Source organism: Acetobacter senegalensis, from assembly GCF_001499615.1.
GTDB classification, from domain to species: Bacteria; Pseudomonadota; Alphaproteobacteria; order Acetobacterales; family Acetobacteraceae; genus Acetobacter; species Acetobacter senegalensis.
Window position 1 is genome coordinate 1,581,820 of sequence record NZ_LN606600.1, and the last position, 17,503, is coordinate 1,599,322.

The window sequence follows — 17,503 nt, forward strand, 5'->3', positions numbered from 1 at the left end:
TTCTCTGCCTACCTCTCTCCGTGAAGAGAAGGCTGCTCAGTCTTCTCTCATGTAGTCAAGAAACGCCTGGATGATGTCATTTTTTCCGTGTTTTCTCCAGACATAGTAAACATCTGTTGGCCCTATATCATCCATTTTGAAGATATTGAGCTTTCTACCCCGCACCCGAAACTGGGCAACAACACTTTCCGGCATACAGGCCAGACCAATTCCCATATCAAGGCAAGACAGGATCAGATCATAGGATTCCATGGTCAGCACAGAACGCGGCTGATATCCTTTCTGCTCCATCCATAACTCTGCACATCTTCGGTAAAAACAGTCCTTATTGAACAGATAAATATCAGACCGGTTTATAACGTCCGGTGTGATTTTCTTGATATGCTCCGGCATGACCAGATAAAGAGATTGATGAAACGCAAAAGAGCCTTCCAGAAGCGTGTTTTCAACTGGTCCATCGGTAATGGCGAGGTCAATTTTCTCTTCACTTAGCATTCTTTCCAGTACAAAACTGGAATGTTGCAAAACATTCAGCTCCACATCCGGATAATCCATCATAAATTGCGGCACATGTTTGGGAAGGCACGTTAAAAATGCCACATCCAACGCCCCTACGTTCAGAATACCGCGTGATTTTGGCCGGGACCACAAAGAGGGTAGGCGTTCTGCTCGACTGACAATTTCCCGCGCTTCCCGATAAAACAGCCGCCCCGCCGGTGTAATCAGTAATTTTTTACGATCCCTTATAAAAAGATCCTGTCCAATATCCGTCTCCAGTTCTTTCAGTCGCATTGTAATGTTGGAAGGGACACAATTCATCTTCCGGGCTGCCGCGGCAATGGAACCGCCTTCTACAATGGCGCAGAAAAAACGGAGCTGAGACAGTTTGGGAACGTACATCCTATCCTCACTTTAAATGATGTTTTTGCTCTTTTTAAATCACTTTCCTTTATACATTCCCTGTGAAACTATGAAACCCAAGCCAGACATGATTGTTGTTAAATCATGCTACAGAAATCAGAGAAATTTTGGAGAGTATTTGAAAAATTGCTAATACGGAACGGATAAAAATCATTCGTGTATGATCGGATAAATATAAAAAGACAACTGAAGGAACATCCCGTTCAAGATGACGGTAAGCGTCCACACAAAACCCGTTCTGCATCTATCCGCCGCCTTTTTCAAACAACTCTCACTTTTTCCATACTCTGCAACAAGGAGATTTTGATGACTGATACAGATCACAAAACGCATTATGACCTGTTTATTAACGGTAAATGGACAAAAGCATCTACAACCACGTTTACAGAAATAAAGAGCCCGGCAAACGGAAATGTGCTGGCACAGGTAGCTAACGGAGCCAAAAATGATGTAGAGCGTGCCGTAGCCGCCGCCAATGCCGCATTTCCAGCCTGGAGCCGTAAAACGGCTGAAGCACGTGCGGATGCTCTCTATGCTTTCAAGGCGTTGATTGAGAGGGATGCCGAACGGCTGGCGCGCATTATTTCAAGTGAAATGGGAAAACCGCTTAAGGAAGCAAAAGTCGAAGTTGGATTTGCATCGGGCCTTCTGCGCTTTGCTGCGGAAAATACCCGCCGCCTGGAAGGCGATATTGTGCCCGGCAGCCGCCCTGGCGAGAAAATTCTTCTGGAAAAAATTCCACACGGTGTCATTGGCGGTATTTCCGCATGGAACTTCCCGCTGGCATTGTTTATTCGCAAAGTGGCCCCTGCTCTGGCGGCAGGCAATACCATTGTCATCAAACCCCATGAACTGGCTCCTCTAGCTGCGCTGGAAGCCACACGTCTGGCAGAGGAAGCCGGTATTCCGGCTGGGGTGCTAAATGTGGTGACAGGCGATGGTAAAGACGTTGGTACCCCATTGGTCGAAAACCCGGATATAAAACTGATCACCATGACCGGCAGCACAGCCACCGGCAAAAAGATCATGGCTGCAGCTGCCAATACCCTCAAGGAAGTTCGTCTGGAACTGGGGGGCAAGGCACCGTTCATTGTAATGGAAGATGCAGATCTGGAAAAAGCGGCTGAAGCGGCTGTTCTTGCCCGTTTCACCAATGCCGGGCAGGTGTGCACCAGCAATGAACGCACTTATGTTCATGCCGCCATTTATGATAAATTTTCAGCGCTAGTCAGAAAAAAAATTGACGCCCTAAAAGTTGGCAATCCGCTTGATCCATCAACTGACATGGGCCCTAAAGTCAGCCTGCAGGAACTGGAAAAAGTTCACGCCATGGTTGAAAAAGCGGTCTCGCAAGGGGCAAAGCTGGAAACTGGTGGTCATCGTTTGAAAGGCAATGAATATAACAACGGGTTTTTCTATGCCCCGACGCTTCTGACAAATGTGCGGGAGAACATGGACATTGTGAAAGACGAAGTGTTCGGCCCCGTCATGCTGCTGACAAAAGTCGCTGATTATGATGATGCTCTCCGCCAGGCGAATGATTGTCGCTATGGTCTCTCTGCTTATGTCTTCACCAATGATCTGAAACGTATCATGCGTATCAGTTCTGATCTCAACTTTGGCGAGGTCTATGTCAACCGCGAGGGCGGAGAGGCGCCGCAAGGTTTCCACCATGGTTACAAAGATAGTGGCCTTGGTGGGGAAGACGGTAAATATGGTCTGGAAGCCTATGTGCAGACCAAAACCATTTATCTGAACGCCTGACAATAGAAAGACGGGGAAAGAGTTTTTTTCAAACCTGTTCCCCTCACCTTAAAAAACTCCTTCCTTGTTCAGGAAGGGGTTTTTCTTTTCTGCTTTTAGTAAAATCTTTGACTGTATCAGCGTAGAATACCCGTATGACCGATTGAGTAGCGACCCGGCTGCGGCCAGACCGTCAACCCATGCGGTTCCGCACCAACACGGATCTTCTGCATGGAGCCATCTTCCGTGTTGATCTGATAAACGACATCATCAAAGCGCCCGGATAGCCAAAGTGTTTTTCCATCAGCACTGACATTGCCCATATCAGGGCTACCACCACCAGGAATAGGCCAGTTGGCAACAATCTTGTTTGTGGCAAAGTCAATTACCGTTACGCCACCCGCCTTGCTGTGCGGTTTACCATGAATTTTATGAGACCCCCGGTTGGCCACATACATTTTGGTACCATCGCGGCTTGGATAAAGCCCATGGGTGCCGATACCTGTTGGAATAAAGCCAATTTCGCGAAAACTGTCACCATCCACAAGAAACACACCATCAGCCATCATGTCAGCAATATAGAATGTCTTGCCGTTGGGAGAGATGAGAATGTCCTGCGGCATTCCTCCGCTGGAAAGCTTCAGATAACCCAGCACTTTCTTGTTGACGGTATCAACCTTCACCAGATGCCCACCAAATTCACAGGTGAAAATGGCGTAACGCCCATCAATGGAGAAATCCGCGTGGTTCACGCCCTTACAGTCTGGCGTTTCAACTGACTGCTGAAGCTCCATGGTGTGGGGATCACGGAAATCCAGCCGTTTACGCGCTTCCGCCACCACAATGGCAGATTTACCATCTGGCGTGAAATACATGTTGTAAGGATCATCCACTGGCACATTGGCGCCCGGTTTACCTGTGTGGGCATCAATGGGGGTCAGGCTACCGCTGGTTTTGCCTTCTGCATTGTTTGTCACCCATAGGGTGCGCAGATCCCATGATGGCACAACGTGCTGCGGGCTTTGACCAACAGGAAAACGATCAACCACCTTGGATGTAGCGGGATCAATCACATACACATCATTAGAGCGCAGATTAGGCACATAGACACGGGCCGGGTCCTGCGCAATTTGCGGAGCGATATGGCCTGCACCTGTTTCACTATACAGATTGTTCGGATTGATAACCGGCGGCATACCGGGAATGGTCTGCACAGCAGGCGCCGTGGCCCCTGAAATAACCGGTCCCTCAGCAGCAGAGGAAACTGCCGGAGCAGGGGGCGTTTGAACAGATGGCGCTGTTCCCGGAACAGGCTGCTGAGGGTTGGTAGCAGACGGAGGTGTCTGCACAGGGGACTGAGCGGCTTCCTGCGCTGTGGCCACGCCGTATCCTGCGCCCAAAGCAACAAGAACAGCCGTTGCGGCTGCCAGATGTCGTTTTACTACCATAATATTACAGACCGTACCTTTTTTGTACTCTTTTAGTAAGCATGGAAATATTTAGCACAGGCTTTTTTTTGCGTCTATTTTCAGCTGAGCTTATAAAAACTTTCTTAATGGCTGTTTTTAAATAGCCACAGGGAAAGACTGTAAAGATATTTTTGCGGATGAAAAGACAAGTAAGGCAGGGCGAGACAAAAATATCGGCCCGCACTATCGCCTGTCTCAGATACCAATAGCTGTCTGCCCAGACCGAACCGGCTGTTCAGACAGCGTTTGTTTACTGCCCGCTAGTTCCCACGGGCCTGTTCAATAGCCTGCACGGCCGCGTTCACTTGCATGGCAAGTCCTGCCTGCCCCAACGATGCAGAAGCCCGACGAGGATCTCCCCCATAGATACCGTCGGCTGATGAAGGCGTGCCAGAAGCCCGTAATGCCTGTTCTCTGACCATGGAGGGATCAACCGCCAGCATGAGGGAGGTATCACTGATATCAGCATGCATGCCAACATCCTTCCCATATCCCTTCTGTTTCAGCCAGTCAGCATATTGGTGCGCCACAACTGTATAGTAGCCAGCAGCATACAGGGCTTTCGCGCCTGTTCCCTTCCATTTTTGCGTAAGTGTTTCGGCCGCTTTTTGCAGATATTTCTGGTAGCCACCATGATCTCCCACAAACACGATCAGTTTGAACCCCTGAACCTGAAAACTTTCTCCCGCTGAAACCAGAAGTTTTTCAAAAACATCTGGTGGAACAGTAATGGTTCCCGGAAACCGCATATGAGAAGACCGGGGAGACGTTCCTCCTTCCGGCACATAAGCTATCACTGGCGCCACCAGAGTATTTCCTGCTTTTTCAGCAATCTGCTGCGCAAGATACAATGCCCGCGTATTATGTTTGCCGACAGCAATGAAGGGACCACTCTGTTCCGTACCGCCCACAGGGACAATAATTGTGGTGGCACCGGCAGCAATATCCGCCTGAATTTCCTTCCATGTGTTCTGTTCGAACAACACGGAAGAAAGGGGAGCAGCACAGGCAAGATGCGAAGCAGCCAGAGCGCCCGCACCACACAGAAAACACGCCGCCATGGACCGCAACGTGTTTTTCCCGAATTGACTCTGCATTCTTATTTTTTCTTTCTGGTTGTTTTCTTTGCCGGTTTCTGAACAAGCAGCGGTGCCAGAAAGTGCCCAGTATGGCTTGCAGGGCAAGCCGCTATCTCTTCCGGTGTGCCTTCAGCCACAATCTGTCCGCCGCCGTCACCGCCCTCCGGCCCGACATCCACAATCCAGTCTGCGGTCTTGATCACTTCCAGATTATGTTCGATCACGACAACCGTGTTGCCTTGGTCAACCAGCGCATGCAGTACTTCCAGCAGTTTCCGCACATCTTCCGTATGCAGTCCTGTTGTTGGTTCATCCAGAATATAAAGCGTGCGGCCTGTCGCCCGACGTGCCAGTTCCTTGGAAAGTTTAACACGTTGGGCTTCACCACCCGAAAGGGTTGTGGCCTGTTGGCCCAACGCCACATACCCCAGCCCCACTTTTTGCAGAATGCTCAACCGGTCCCGAATACGGGTCTGGGCGGAGAAGTAGGGTACGGCTTCATCAACACTCATGGCCAGAACATCCGCAATGGATTTTCCGCGGAACTTGATATCCAGCGTTTCCCGATTATACCGCTTTCCCTTGCAGGTATCGCATGTGACAAACACGTCAGGCAGGAAGTGCATCTCGATCTTGAGCACACCATCGCCCTGGCAGGCTTCACAACGACCACCCTTGACGTTGAACGAAAAACGACCCGGCTTGTAGCCCCGCGCCTTACTTTCAGGCAGTTCGGCAAACCAGTCACGAATAGGGGTGAAAAGATCCGTATAGGTTGCCGGGTTGGAGCGCGGTGTACGCCCGATGGGAGACTGGTCGATATCAATAATTTTATCGAGCAGTTCTATCCCTTTTATCGCCTTGCAAGGTTCCGGTGTGGTTGAAGACCCCATCAGTTCCCGTGAGAGGGTTTTGTAAAGTGTATCAATCACCAGCGTGGATTTGCCGCTGCCAGATACACCAGTCACGCAGGTAAATGTTCCCAATGGAAAGCGTGCAGTTACGTTTTTAAGATTATGCCCGCTTGCGCCCTCAACTGTCAGAATCCGTTTTTTATCAATCGGGCGCCTTGTTTCCGGAACTGGAATTTTCTTGCGGCCAGACAGATACGCACCAGTGAGGCTTTCTGGTGACTTTGCAACCTGTTCAGGCGTACCCGCAGCCACAACTGTACCACCATTGACGCCCGCACCGGGCCCCATGTCAATCAGCCAGTCTGCACTGCGAATGGCGTCCTCATCATGTTCAACAACAATCAGAGTATTCCCTAGCTTTTTCAAACGGTCCAATGTACCAAGCAGGCGTTCATTATCACGCTGGTGCAGGCCAATGGAGGGTTCATCCAGCACATACAGAACCCCGGTCAACCCGGACCCGATCTGGCTGGCGAGGCGAATACGTTGGCTTTCGCCACCAGAAAGGGTGGCAGAACTACGGGAGAGGGTCAGATATTCCAGCCCCACATCATCCAGAAATTTCAAACGTTCCAGAATTTCACGCAGGATACGACGAGCAATTTCTGCTCTTTGTGGTGTCAGGGTAGGGAGCACCGTATCAAACCAGTCCAACGCTTTGCCAATTGGCAGATCACTGGCTTCCGCAATGGTTTTCTGCGCTACCTTCACGCACAGCGCTTCTGGCCGCAACCGTGCGCCATTGCAGACATGGCAGGGCTTTTCAGACTGATAGCGTGAAAGTTCTTCACGCACCCACATACTATCCGTATTGGCCAATCGCCTTGAAAGACTGCCGAGCACCCCTTCAAACGGCTTGGTTACGCTATAGCTTTTCTTGCCGTCCTTATACGTGAACGTCACATCTTCCAGACTACCATCCAGAATACTGTTCTGCACACTTTCCGGCAAATCTTTCCACGGTGTTTCCATACTGACGCCAAAATGCTCAGCCAGGCTTTGCAATGTCTGGTCCAGCAGAGGCGATTTTGCATCTTTCCAAGGCGCAATAGCGCCTTTTTTCAGGGAAAGAGACGGATTGGGCACAACCAACGCAGGGTTGAAAAAGGTTTCCGTGCCAATCCCATCACAGGATGGACAGGCCCCCTGCGGCGCGTTGAAGGAAAACAGCCGGGGTTCAATTTCTTCCAGCGTGAACCCACTTTCCGGGCAGGAAAAACGGGAGGAAAATACCAGCCGTTCTGGCGTGGCATCACTGTCACGCAGCACTTCTTCCGTGTAGGCAATGCCATCTGACAGTTCCAGCGCGGCTTCAAAACTGTCCGCCAGCCGCGTTTCAAGACCGGGTTTGACCACAATACGGTCAATCACCACTTCCACCGTATGCCGCAACTTGCGGTTCAGGGAAGGGACATCACCAATTTCATACAGCGTGCCGTCCACCTTCACGCGAGTAAAACCCTTGCGTTGCAGTTCGGCCAGTTCCTTTCTGTATTCTCCTTTACGGTCCCGAATGACAGGCGAGAGCAGAAGCAGACGCGTGCCTTCCGGCAGAGCCATCACCCGGTCAACCATCTGGCTGACGGTCTGCGCCTCAATGGGCAGACCCGTTGCTGGGGAATACGGCACTCCGGCACGCGCCCATAGCAGACGCATGTAATCATAAATTTCTGTCACCGTGCCTACGGTAGAGCGCGGGTTCTTGGAGGTGGTTTTCTGTTCGATGGAAATGGCCGGAGAAAGCCCTTCAATCGAATCTACATCCGGCTTGCCCATCAGTTCCAGAAACTGGCGGGCATAGGCGGAGAGACTTTCCACATACCGGCGCTGGCCCTCGGCATAGATGGTGTCAAACGCCAGAGAAGACTTGCCGGAGCCAGAAAGGCCCGTCATCACGGTCAGGCTGTCCCGCGGGATATCAATATCCACATTCTTGAGGTTATGCACCCGCGCGCCACGAACGCGAATGGCCTGATGACCGGGCAGAGGGGTATTTTCCATCTTGGGTTCGCCGCCGTTCCTGTTTTGTCCTGTTGCTGTTGTAGCCCTTACCCATGCTGTATGGGAATGCTGCCCAACACACTTAATCTGCCCATATGGGCATGGATTGCCTGAATTCCCATTGCACCGGGACGATTGATTGACCATCTAGAACGATAAGCGCGGCGCATGCCGCAAAATGTGGAGCGTTTTTTGCATGCCTCCACCGCAGTTTTGAGCAAGGATAACACCAGATGGACCATATTATCGGCCAGTCCCGTCCCGGCGCGCAGAATGAAGGCGCGGGCGCTCAGGCTTCTGTCCCGCTTGTTTCTGATGGCTCTCAGGCCACCTTCATGCAGGATGTGATTGAAGCAAGCCGCACCGTGCCTGTGCTGGTGGATTTCTGGGCCGACTGGTGTGGGCCGTGCAAACAGCTTGCTCCTGTGCTGGAAAAAGTGGTGACGGCAGCCAAAGGCCGTTTGCGTCTGGTCAAAATTGATATTGAAGCCAATCGGGCGCTGACCGCCCAGTTGGCGCAGGTTGGTCTGCCGCTTCAGTCCATCCCACTGGTTGCCGCCTTCTGGAAAGGACAGATTCTGGATCTGTTCCAGGGAGCCCTGCCGGAAAGCGAGATCAAGAAATTCGTGGAAAACGTGCTGAAAGCCGCTGGTGGTGGCACGATGCCCGCAACCGAACTGCTTGAGCAGGCCAATGTAGCACTGGAAACCAGCCGCCCTGAGCACGCTGCCGAGCTTTATTCCGCCGTGATTGGAGAAGAGCCTGAAAACCCCAAGGCATGGGGGGGCCTGATCCGCGCCATGCTGGCGCTTGATGATGAAGAAGCAGCCGCAGCCGCTTTGGCGGATGTGCCCACTAAAATTGCCGAAGCCCCGGAAGTTGTGGGGGCCCGCGCGGCCCTTGAACTGAAAAAGGAAGGCCGCAAAGCCGCCGAGGAAATGGAGGAAGTGCGGGCACGTCTGGCCGCTAACCCCAACGATTATGATGCGCGCTGTGAACTGGCCACCGGGCTGAACGCCGCTGGCAAGCGGGAAGAAGCCGCAGATGAACTTCTGGCCGTGATCCGCGCTGACCGGAACTGGAAAGAAGGGGCTGCCCGCCTGCAACTGCTGCGCTTCTTTGAAGCCTGGGGGCATGATGACCCTGCCACCCTTGCGGCCCGCCGCAAGCTCTCCTCCCTCCTTTTTTCCTGATATCCGGACCGTTGGCTTCTTATTTCCCTGACGACGAGGACATCCCGCGGGCCATTCCGCGGGTGTCTGACCTGACACTGGCCGATATTCCGGCCGAGATCGGGCTTTTTCCGCTCAGCGGTGTCTTGCTGCTGCCGCGGGGAAAGCTGCCTCTGAACGTCTTTGAGCCGCGCTATATTGCGCTGGTGGAAGATGCGCTGGCCTCCCACAGGCTGATTGGGTTGATTCAACCCGTCTGGAAGGAGGAAGATGCAGAAACAGATGACGCGCCTCCGCTTTACCATATTGGAAGCATTGGCCGGATAACCTCCTTTACGGAACGTTCTGATGGCACATACGCCATCACGCTCAGTGGCATTGCCCGGTTCCGGCTTCTGCGGGAGACCGGGCTGCATCGCGGCTACCGGCAAGCCCGGATTGATGCGTCTTCCTTTGCATCTGACCTCAGCGAACTTCCCTCCGCGCCTTTTGATCGCCAGAAACTGCTGGATTCCATGCGCCGGTATTTCCAGCAACGGGGGCTGGGCGCACGCTGGTCCGCCATTGAACAGATGGGAGATGATGTTCTGCTGGTCACCCTGCCCATGATCTGTCCTTTCCCTCCGGCTGAAAAACAGGCATTGCTTGATGCTGGCACGCTGACAGACCGTGTGCGTGTGCTACAGATGCTGCTTGATCTGGCTGGCCCGGAAGATGAGGGGCCGCCTTCATGATGATTTTGTATGGATGATACCTGATGTCTGGTGCTGAAACCCACGCCCCACTTGATCCGCGCCTGCTTTCCCTGCTGGTCTGCCCCGTTACCAAAGGGCCGCTGACCTATAACGCTGAAACCAACGAACTGGTCAGTCAGAAAGCCCATCTGGCTTTTCCCATCCGTGATGGCATTCCCGTCATGCTGCCTGAGGAAGCGCGTCACCTGGAAGGCTAACCTGCGGCAGGACACCATTCTTCCGTGATACATCGTTTTTCTCTGGCTCGGCCCAACCGGACAACCGGCATACGGCCGCATTCTTCCGGTTTTCTGGTGGGGATAGGCCTTACACTCCTTTCCCTCCCGTTTCTGGGGGGCTGTCACAGAGAAATTGAAGGTGACAATATTGATCTTCCTTACGAGCGCCCCGGCCGTTTCATGCCTGAAGCGGCCCCAGCGGAAGCACGCCGTGCCAAGGAACAGGAAGAACGCGAAGACATAGCCCGCGCCAACGGCCAGTTGCCTGAAGAAAAGCCGCAGAAACCTGAAGACCGGTATGAGGCCCTTACACCTTCCAACGCGGCCAACGGACCGCTGGATCAGGGCGATGGCCATTCCGTTATTCCGGAAACAGAAGCGATCTACGGCAAGCCGCCACAGCAGACGCAGCAACCCCGTTAAAGGCAGTCAGAGGCCGGAAAAACGACTTAGCCTTTTCCAGCCTGAAGCACTCTTGGCGGTGTCTCTTTTGCCAACAGGGCAGCACGCTTCATTAGACAAAAAAACAAGCTTCCGCAGCATTACGGAAGCCTGTTCTGTTTCCAGTTTTGAATGCGCTGCGCGTTACCGCGGCACAAGTGGGCCATCAGCCCGCACGCCGCCGCGCCACACGGCGCTGATCTGATCAACTGCCGCGATATTCTGGGCAGGGTCAGCTTCCAGCACCACAAAATCCGCCCGCTTGCCGGGGGCAATGACCCCACGGTCAGACAGATTGAGCAAAGCCGCAGCCTGACTGGTTGCCAGCCGGAGGGCTTGCAACGGTGTCAGTCCAGCCTCAACCAGCAGCCTGAGTTCCCGATGTTCGGCAAAGCCCGGAATACGGACAGGCGCAGCGCCGGAATCCGTGCCAAACCCGATTTTGACTCCCGCTTTATACAGGGCCAGCAAGTTCTGCTCATTCATGGCGACAGCTTTATGAGACGCCGCATCCAACGGTGACTTCACAATTTTGTCCCGCCATGCTGCATCAGAGAACTGGCGGCTCAGGTCTCCACTCAGTCCTGCCTTCAGAACGGGATCATTCAGCAGGGCAGGCTGTTCGGCAAACAGATAGGTCGCTTCATCCAGGCTGATTGTTGGCACATACCATACGTTATGACTTTTCATCAGAGAGATAAGTTCATCATCCACGGGTTCATCACGCACACCATGGGCAATAATATCCGCGCCAGCAGAAACCAGCTTTTTGGCATAAGCCAGATCATGAATATGGACAGCCACCCGCACATTTTTGGCATGCGCTTCCGCCATCACGGCCTGCCAGACCTCCGGCTTCATGACGGGCAGGGGCTTGGCTGATTTTACACCGTTACGGAAATCATCCACCCACAGTTTAACCAGATCCGTGCCTTCGCTGACCATGGTATCCACGGCCTGGCGGGCTTCTTCCGCCGTTGATGGCCGAAAAATCTGGTCTTTCCCAACCTTGACCATGCCCTCCGGCGGCATGCCGCCCGGCACACCAATGCCCTGATCCACCCCGAACAGATCAGCGCCATCCGTGTTGGCATGCTGGGCTTTGCGAAGATCATCAAACAGAGGCGATTTGGTCAGGCCAAGCGCTGTTACTGTCGTCACGCCATAGCGCTCATACTGGTCCAGTGCCGTCTTGATAACCGGAGCGGTAAAATTCTCCGCGCCTATCTTGGTGCCGGACACCACCCCAACATGGCTATGGTTGGAAATCAGGCCGGGAATAAGGGTTTTACCGGACAGATTGATCCGTTTGGTGCCTTTAGGCGCTTTGACCGCACCATTATGACCTACAGCCGCAATGGACTGACCTTCCACCAGAACAGCCATATCCTCCTGCTCGGGCGTGTCCGTACCGTCAAATAACCGCACGTGTTCCAGCAAAACCGGTGCTGACACCGTTGCCGCCTGCACAGGCTGGCCTATTGCCACAAGGGAACAGGCCCCCGCTAGCAACAGAGCCGGAAGAGAGAAGGGAGATCTGCGTTGCCGTGCCTGCGTAAGCAAGGATGTCTGTTCGGTCGCCTGCTGGTTCATACCATTCTTCCCTCTTCCAGAAAAATCATGAGGCCCTAGTCGTCCTCCGTCCCGATGGCCGGAGCACGGCGGCGCATGAGATCAGCAACCGCCATGCCAAGGATACCTGTCATCATGCCAATAGCCGTTGGTATAGCGCTACCCCCAGGCAGCAGCCCCACCAATACACTACTCAGTGAACCGATACTGAACTGCATGGTTCCCAGCATGGCCGATGCGCTGCCAGCATGCTGCCCGTGATGGTAAAAGGACATCACGGTAGCATTAGGCCCGATAAAGCCCAGCGCGCCGGTGATGCTGGTGATAAGCGCACAGGTCAGAATGGGATGATGTTCACCCGCAATGCCGGTAAGGGCGAGCACCACAAACAGCGCACCAACCACAAGAGCCCATAGCAGGGCACTTTCCAGCAGCACGGGCATGGCGAATTTATGCACCAGCCGACCATTGATCTGTGTTCCCAGAATGAAGGCGGCGGCATTGATGCCAAAGAACAACCCAAATTGCCCTGCGGAGAAGTGCAACACCTGTTCAAACAGCACAGGTGCACTGCCCAGATAGGCAAACATCACAAAGGTCGAAAACGTAGCCAGCAGCGCATTGGAAAGAAAAACCGGTTCTTTAAGAATAAGAATATAACGGCTGGCAATTCTGACAGGAGAAAAGGCGATCCGCCGTTCAGGAACCAATGTATCAGGCAGAGACAGCAGAATACCGACAATACCAGCCAGCCCATAGAAGACGCCAACCCAGAAGATCCATCGCCAGTTGCCGAACTTGAGCACGATGCTGCCAAGGCTGGGGGCAAGAACCGGCATGACCCCAAACACCAGTGTCAGTTGCGACATGATGCGGGCACCCTTTTTGCCTGTCGCTACATCCCGCACGATCGCGCGTGGAATCACAGCAGAGGCTGAGCCACCAACCGCACCAATAAAACGGCAGAGGCAAAACAGGTGGTAATCCTGCACAAGGGCGCACCCGGCAGACGCCAGCACAAAAATGGCGAGCCCGATCACCAGCGGCGCACGCCTGCCAAACCGATCAGATAAAGGCCCCTGAGAGAACTGGCCTATCGCCAGCCCCAGAAACCAGGCCCCCAATGTAAACTGCGCAGAGCCCGGCCCTCCGGCCAGATCGCGCTCCACTTCCGGAAAAGCCGGAAGATACATATCCGTTGCAAGCGGACCAATGGCCGTTACCAACCCCAGCAACACAATCAGCCAAGGGGTAAAACTACCACCGGGCAATGCTTTTGGGGGAGAGAAGCGTGTCATGAACCAAACCAGACCCGAAAAAAGGAAGAAATTGTTCTTTTGTCTTTTAGCCCTGTTTTGTCCACCCAGATCAGAAGCAGAGCAGGGCGTGATGGCGCTCAGTCCGGAAAGAAAAGAAGGGCTTCTCGCGCCATGCGATCAGCTTTCAAGTGTCTCAGCAGAAGAACAGCACGCATCTAACGGGCACTCTCCTTCAGGAGAGAGGCCCGAAGAATATTTTGAAGTGTCATTCTTTTTGGGAGAAAGTGGACTTTAGTCACAATAGCTTTGCGCCTTATCCGCCATTCCAGCTTTTCTGCATGATCTCAGGGAGCAAAAGAACGATTGCATCTGTCAGACGCAAGGGAGCGCAACAAAAGGAAAATACCTTCTGCCACAGCATGTCCTACGAAATAATGTCTGAATGTCAGGGAAGGAAGAACTGGTGGAGCCAATCGGGATCGAACCGACGACCTCTTGAATGCCATTCAAGCGCTCTCCCAACTGAGCTATGGCCCCACACTGTTCCAACCATACCACTTGGGGGTGGTATGTGTGTGCATGCCTAATACAAGGCGTTTTTCCGGGTGGCAAGCCCCTTTTTTCAGGAAAGTATCACACTCATTTCACGCAACGCACTCAGAAGCGGCAAGAGAGGCAGACCCAGAATAGCAGTGTGATCCCCCTCTATTCTCTCAAACAGATGCGCGCCCGGTCCCTCAATCCGGTAAGCTCCCACTGAGGCCAGGCAGCGCTCTCCTTCTTCCGCCAGATAGGCTTCAAGAAACGCATCTGAAAACAGCCGCATGGTCAGACGTGGTTCAGACACATGCTGCCAGAGCACTGCGCCATTCCGGCACACCACAACTGCCGTGTGGAGGATATGTGTCTGCCCGCGCAGCGAGCATAGATGATGCCGGGCGGCCTGCCTGTCCTTTGGCTTGTCAAACAGAACACCATTGCAGGACAGCATCTGGTCCGCGCCAATGATAAAGGCATCAGGCACATCCACTGCCAGGGCTTTTGCTTCCGCCAGCCGGAGGGCCACCGTTGCGGGAGACCAGCCCTCACGCTGCCCAGCTTCCTTCAGTTCCGTTTCATCAACACTGGAAGGCATGACTGAAAAAGCAAGTCCGGCATTGGTCAGTACTATTCGTCTGATAGCCGAACCGCTGGCTAGTACTAGTTCGTGACGTTTGTCCTGTAATGGAGTCGGCTTAAGTACTAAATCTGTCACGTGAGCGAGTCCCTTTCAGGTACTGAGCAAAAAATAGGGGTGTGAGTACTATCCTGAGTACCGGGGTACATGTGGATTGTACGGCGATCATGACAAGCCCGTACCGAGTACCGTGCACAACCTGCAAGAGTCATGAACCGGTGAGTTGTACACAGCCTTATTGGGGTATTTTCTGGATAACTCAAAAAACCCCTGTTTTTCCAAGGCTCTGTAATCTGTACACACTGTGGGAAAGATGGGGTACATTTTTGGAATGGTGGGTACCCCGTCATCCACAGTACCTCTTAACCCCTACAATCAATTCTATCTTCTTTTTTTATAGTTAAGAGGGCGTGGACAGGCTGGAAAAAGACGTGCAGGACTTCTGAGCATGAGCAGCAAGACAGAAATCCCCCCCTCCAAGCGCCTTCTCAGAACCCTGAATGGTGAGGCCATGTGGCCACCACCGCTTTGGATGATGAGACAGGCAGGACGCTTTCTTCCTGAATTCAGGGCCATGCGTGCGCAGGCTGATTTTCTGACGCGATGCATGACGCCAGATATCGCCACGGAACTGACATTGCAGCCCATCCGCCGTTTTGGAATGGATGGTGCCATCCTGTTTTCCGATATTCTGATCCTGCCTTGGGCATTGGGTCAGTCTTTAGAGTTTGTTGAAGGAAAAGGCCCTGTTCTGGGCGCTATCCGCAGCAAACAGGATTTTGCCAGACTGGACCGTAACCGCATTGCGGAGATTACCGCACCTGTTCTTGAAACATTAAGCCGCCTGCGCAAAGTTCTTGATGGCCCGGACGATATTGGTGTGGCAAAAGGCGGAGCAACAACCCTGATGGGGTTCACTGGAGCTCCCTTTACCGTGGCCTGTTACATGGTTGAAGGGGGTGGTTCGCGTGAATTTGCCATTACCCGGCAGATGGCGTTTGCCGAACCCGCGCTGTTTGATCGTATCATGGCTCTGCTGACAGAAACGACGGCAGATTACCTATGTGCCCAGATTGAAGCTGGGGCGGAAGCCGTCATGCTGTTTGATTCCTGGGCAGGTCTGCTTCCGCCCTCCGAATTCCGCAAGCACGTTATTGCGCCTACCCGGCAGATTGTTCAGGCTGTGAAAGCAAAACATCCTTCTGTGAAAATCATCGGTTTCCCGCGTCTGGGCGGCATGATGGTGCCGGAATATGCACGCGAAACGGGTGTAGATGTTGTTGCGTTGGATACCAGTGCGGATCTGGCGCTGATGCGCACGCAGGTGCCTGAGTCCATTGGTCTTCAGGGCAATCTGGACCCTATTGCCGTTCTGGCAGGTGGAGAGGCTATGCGACGGGAAGCGCTGGCAGTCAGAAATGCGGGTAAAGGCCGGGCTCATGTGTTCAACCTTGGCCATGGCGTGTTGCCGCAAACGCCTGTGGAACATGTTGCTGATCTGGTTAAAACAGTCAGGGAGACAGCATGATGGCTTCTCCTCTTGCTCTTTCGGCTGATGGCAGCCTGAAACTTGTCATTTTCGATTGTGACGGGGTTCTGGTGGACAGTGAGGAAACCTGCTGCCGTATCAGCGCTCAGGAAGCGCGAGCAGCAGGTATGGACGTGCCAGATGATCTGGCCGTTGATACATTTTCTGGTATGGCGCTGCCCAGTATTCAGGATGTTATTGAGCAGAAAACCAGAAAATCTCTTGGTGCGGATTGGGCTGCCAGAACGCAGGCTCGTTTTGTCGCCGCCATGAAGCAGGGCGTGGAGCCGATAGACGGTGTCTATGCCATGCTTGAAGATGTTACAAAACTTGGTCTGCCTGTCAGGGTTGGTTCCAATTCTTCTGTTGAGGAAATGGATGCCAAGTTCATTGCAACCAACCTGACACCGTATTTTGAAGGTCGTATTCATTCTGCACGGGATATGGGAATCCCCAAACCGCGGCCGGATGTTTACTTGCATGCGGCAAAGGAAGAACAGGTTGCTCCTGCAAACTGTGTTGTTCTGGAAGACAGTAATACAGGAGCACGGGCGGCAATTGATGCCGGGATGATGTGCGTTCTACTGCGCAAGGCAGGTGAAGACGTGCCTGACTGGCCAAATCTGGTTGTTATTCATCATCTTTGTGAATTTGCACCCCTTCTGAAAGAAGCCTTGAAGGCGCAGGGACGTCTGGCATGACAATTGAAGCCTTCCTGCCCTGGACACGCTGGTTTCTGGCGTTTCACGTCATGTCTGTCATGGCGTGGATGGCGGGGATGTTCTATCTGCCTCGGTTGTTTGTGTATCATTGTCAGGTGCAGATTGGATCGGAAGAAAGTGCGCGGTTCAAGATCATGGAACGCAGGCTTCTGCGGGCCATTATCAATCCTGCCATGATATCCAGCCTGCTTTTTGGTATTCTTCTTGTGCTTACGCCAGGGGCCGTTGATTGGCATGCTGGGTGGTGGCACTGCAAAATGGCTGCTTTATTAGGCATGTTTGCGTTTCATGGATTTTGTGCACGGTGGCGGAAAGATTTTGAAAAAGATCAGAACCGTCACCCTGAACGATATTACCGTATTGCCAATGAAGTGCCGACAGTTCTGATGATGATTATTGTGATCATGGTCATTGTAAGACCATTCTAAAAAACTGTTTTATGGTCTATCTTTTTCAATAAGAAACATTCTGCACCTTCCAGACCGGAACTATGGTCCGGAAGGTGTTTTCTGAAATACAAAGTTATAAAAAC

The 17,503-nt window shown here is 53.0% G+C and carries 16 protein-coding genes and 1 tRNA gene; 9 read left to right on the plus strand and 8 right to left on the minus strand.

From position 1 onward, the window contains the following. Positions 1 to 36: 36 nt before the first annotated feature. Complete coding sequence (locus ASN_RS07015) at positions 37 to 900, minus strand: LysR family transcriptional regulator (RefSeq protein WP_006557829.1); 864 nt, start codon at positions 898 to 900, stop codon at positions 37 to 39. Positions 901 to 1,227: 327 nt separating this feature from the next. Between ASN_RS07015 and aldA the strand changes: the two genes are divergently transcribed. Beyond that, on the plus strand, positions 1,228 to 2,685 hold the full coding sequence (gene aldA, locus ASN_RS07020) for an aldehyde dehydrogenase (RefSeq protein WP_058987719.1): 1,458 nt from the start codon (positions 1,228 to 1,230) through the stop codon (positions 2,683 to 2,685). Positions 2,686 to 2,801: 116 nt separating this feature from the next. Here the strand turns inward: aldA and ASN_RS07025 are convergent, their stop codons facing one another. The 3 genes from ASN_RS07025 to uvrA form a co-directional block, all read right to left on the minus strand. Continuing rightward, positions 2,802 to 4,112: a YncE family protein gene (locus tag ASN_RS07025; RefSeq protein ID WP_058987720.1), complete on the minus strand. Its 1,311-nt coding sequence runs from the start codon at positions 4,110 to 4,112 to the stop codon at positions 2,802 to 2,804. A 281-nt stretch (positions 4,113 to 4,393) separates the two neighbouring features. After that, entirely contained in the window at positions 4,394 to 5,230 is an 837-nt protein-coding gene (locus tag ASN_RS07030) for a creatininase family protein (protein WP_167541302.1), read from the minus strand. 2 nt (positions 5,231 to 5,232) lie between these two features. Next, positions 5,233 to 8,127, minus strand: coding sequence for an excinuclease ABC subunit UvrA (gene uvrA, locus ASN_RS07035; protein WP_006557822.1), 2,895 nt, complete (start codon positions 8,125 to 8,127; stop codon positions 5,233 to 5,235). Between the two features lie 233 nt (positions 8,128 to 8,360). Here uvrA and ASN_RS07040 point away from each other — a divergent pair, with 233 nt between their 5' ends. The 4 genes from ASN_RS07040 to ASN_RS07055 are packed head-to-tail and all read left to right on the plus strand — an operon-like array spanning position 8,361 to position 10,695. Continuing rightward, the gene (locus tag ASN_RS07040; protein ID WP_058987721.1) at positions 8,361 to 9,320 is read left to right on the plus strand and encodes a tetratricopeptide repeat protein; all 960 of its coding nucleotides are present in this window, start codon (positions 8,361 to 8,363) and stop codon (positions 9,318 to 9,320) included. An 11-nt stretch (positions 9,321 to 9,331) separates the two neighbouring features. Further along, positions 9,332 to 10,033 (plus strand): LON peptidase substrate-binding domain-containing protein, encoded by a 702-nt coding sequence (locus tag ASN_RS07045; RefSeq protein WP_006557819.1) that lies wholly within the window; start codon positions 9,332 to 9,334, stop codon positions 10,031 to 10,033. Positions 10,034 to 10,056: 23 nt separating this feature from the next. Next, on the plus strand, positions 10,057 to 10,251 hold the full coding sequence (locus ASN_RS07050) for a Trm112 family protein (RefSeq protein WP_006557818.1): 195 nt from the start codon (positions 10,057 to 10,059) through the stop codon (positions 10,249 to 10,251). Positions 10,252 to 10,275: 24 nt separating this feature from the next. Next, positions 10,276 to 10,695 carry a hypothetical protein gene (locus tag ASN_RS07055; protein WP_231948420.1) on the plus strand — a complete coding sequence of 140 codons (420 nt, stop codon included), beginning with the start codon at positions 10,276 to 10,278 and terminating at the stop codon, positions 10,693 to 10,695. Positions 10,696 to 10,857: 162 nt separating this feature from the next. Here ASN_RS07055 and ASN_RS07060 read toward each other — a convergent pair whose 3' ends face one another. Further along, positions 10,858 to 12,306 carry an amidohydrolase family protein gene (locus ASN_RS07060; RefSeq protein ID WP_058987722.1) on the minus strand — a complete coding sequence of 483 codons (1,449 nt, stop codon included), beginning with the start codon at positions 12,304 to 12,306 and terminating at the stop codon, positions 10,858 to 10,860. 35 nt (positions 12,307 to 12,341) lie between these two features. Continuing rightward, positions 12,342 to 13,583: a multidrug effflux MFS transporter gene (locus tag ASN_RS07065; RefSeq protein ID WP_058987723.1), complete on the minus strand. Its 1,242-nt coding sequence runs from the start codon at positions 13,581 to 13,583 to the stop codon at positions 12,342 to 12,344. Here ASN_RS07065 and ASN_RS19580 point away from each other — a divergent pair. Next, complete coding sequence (locus ASN_RS19580; RefSeq protein ID WP_157765133.1) at positions 13,582 to 13,839, plus strand: hypothetical protein; 258 nt, start codon at positions 13,582 to 13,584, stop codon at positions 13,837 to 13,839. The genes ASN_RS07065 and ASN_RS19580 overlap by 2 nt on opposite strands. A 166-nt stretch (positions 13,840 to 14,005) precedes the next feature. Here the strand turns inward: ASN_RS19580 and ASN_RS07070 are convergent. Together ASN_RS07070 and ASN_RS07075 are read right to left on the minus strand one after the other, a co-directional pair. Further along, positions 14,006 to 14,081: transfer RNA gene (locus ASN_RS07070), tRNA-Ala, on the minus strand. Positions 14,082 to 14,166: 85 nt separating this feature from the next. Beyond that, entirely contained in the window at positions 14,167 to 14,799 is a 633-nt protein-coding gene (locus ASN_RS07075; RefSeq protein WP_058987724.1) for a Maf family protein, read from the minus strand. Positions 14,800 to 15,169: 370 nt separating this feature from the next. Here ASN_RS07075 and hemE point away from each other — a divergent pair, with 370 nt between their 5' ends. Genes hemE through hemJ form a run of 3 tightly spaced genes read left to right on the plus strand, consistent with a single transcriptional unit; the run spans position 15,170 to position 17,399 of the window. Beyond that, complete coding sequence (gene hemE, locus ASN_RS07080) at positions 15,170 to 16,249, plus strand: uroporphyrinogen decarboxylase (RefSeq protein ID WP_058987725.1); 1,080 nt, start codon at positions 15,170 to 15,172, stop codon at positions 16,247 to 16,249. After that, the gene (locus ASN_RS07085) at positions 16,249 to 16,950 is read left to right on the plus strand and encodes an HAD family hydrolase (RefSeq protein WP_058989216.1); all 702 of its coding nucleotides are present in this window, start codon (positions 16,249 to 16,251) and stop codon (positions 16,948 to 16,950) included. Before hemE ends, ASN_RS07085 begins: the two co-directional genes overlap by 1 nt. Next, positions 16,947 to 17,399, plus strand: coding sequence for a protoporphyrinogen oxidase HemJ (gene hemJ / locus ASN_RS07090; protein ID WP_006557809.1), 453 nt, complete (start codon positions 16,947 to 16,949; stop codon positions 17,397 to 17,399). Before ASN_RS07085 ends, hemJ begins: the two co-directional genes overlap by 4 nt. Positions 17,400 to 17,503 lie beyond the last annotated feature (104 nt).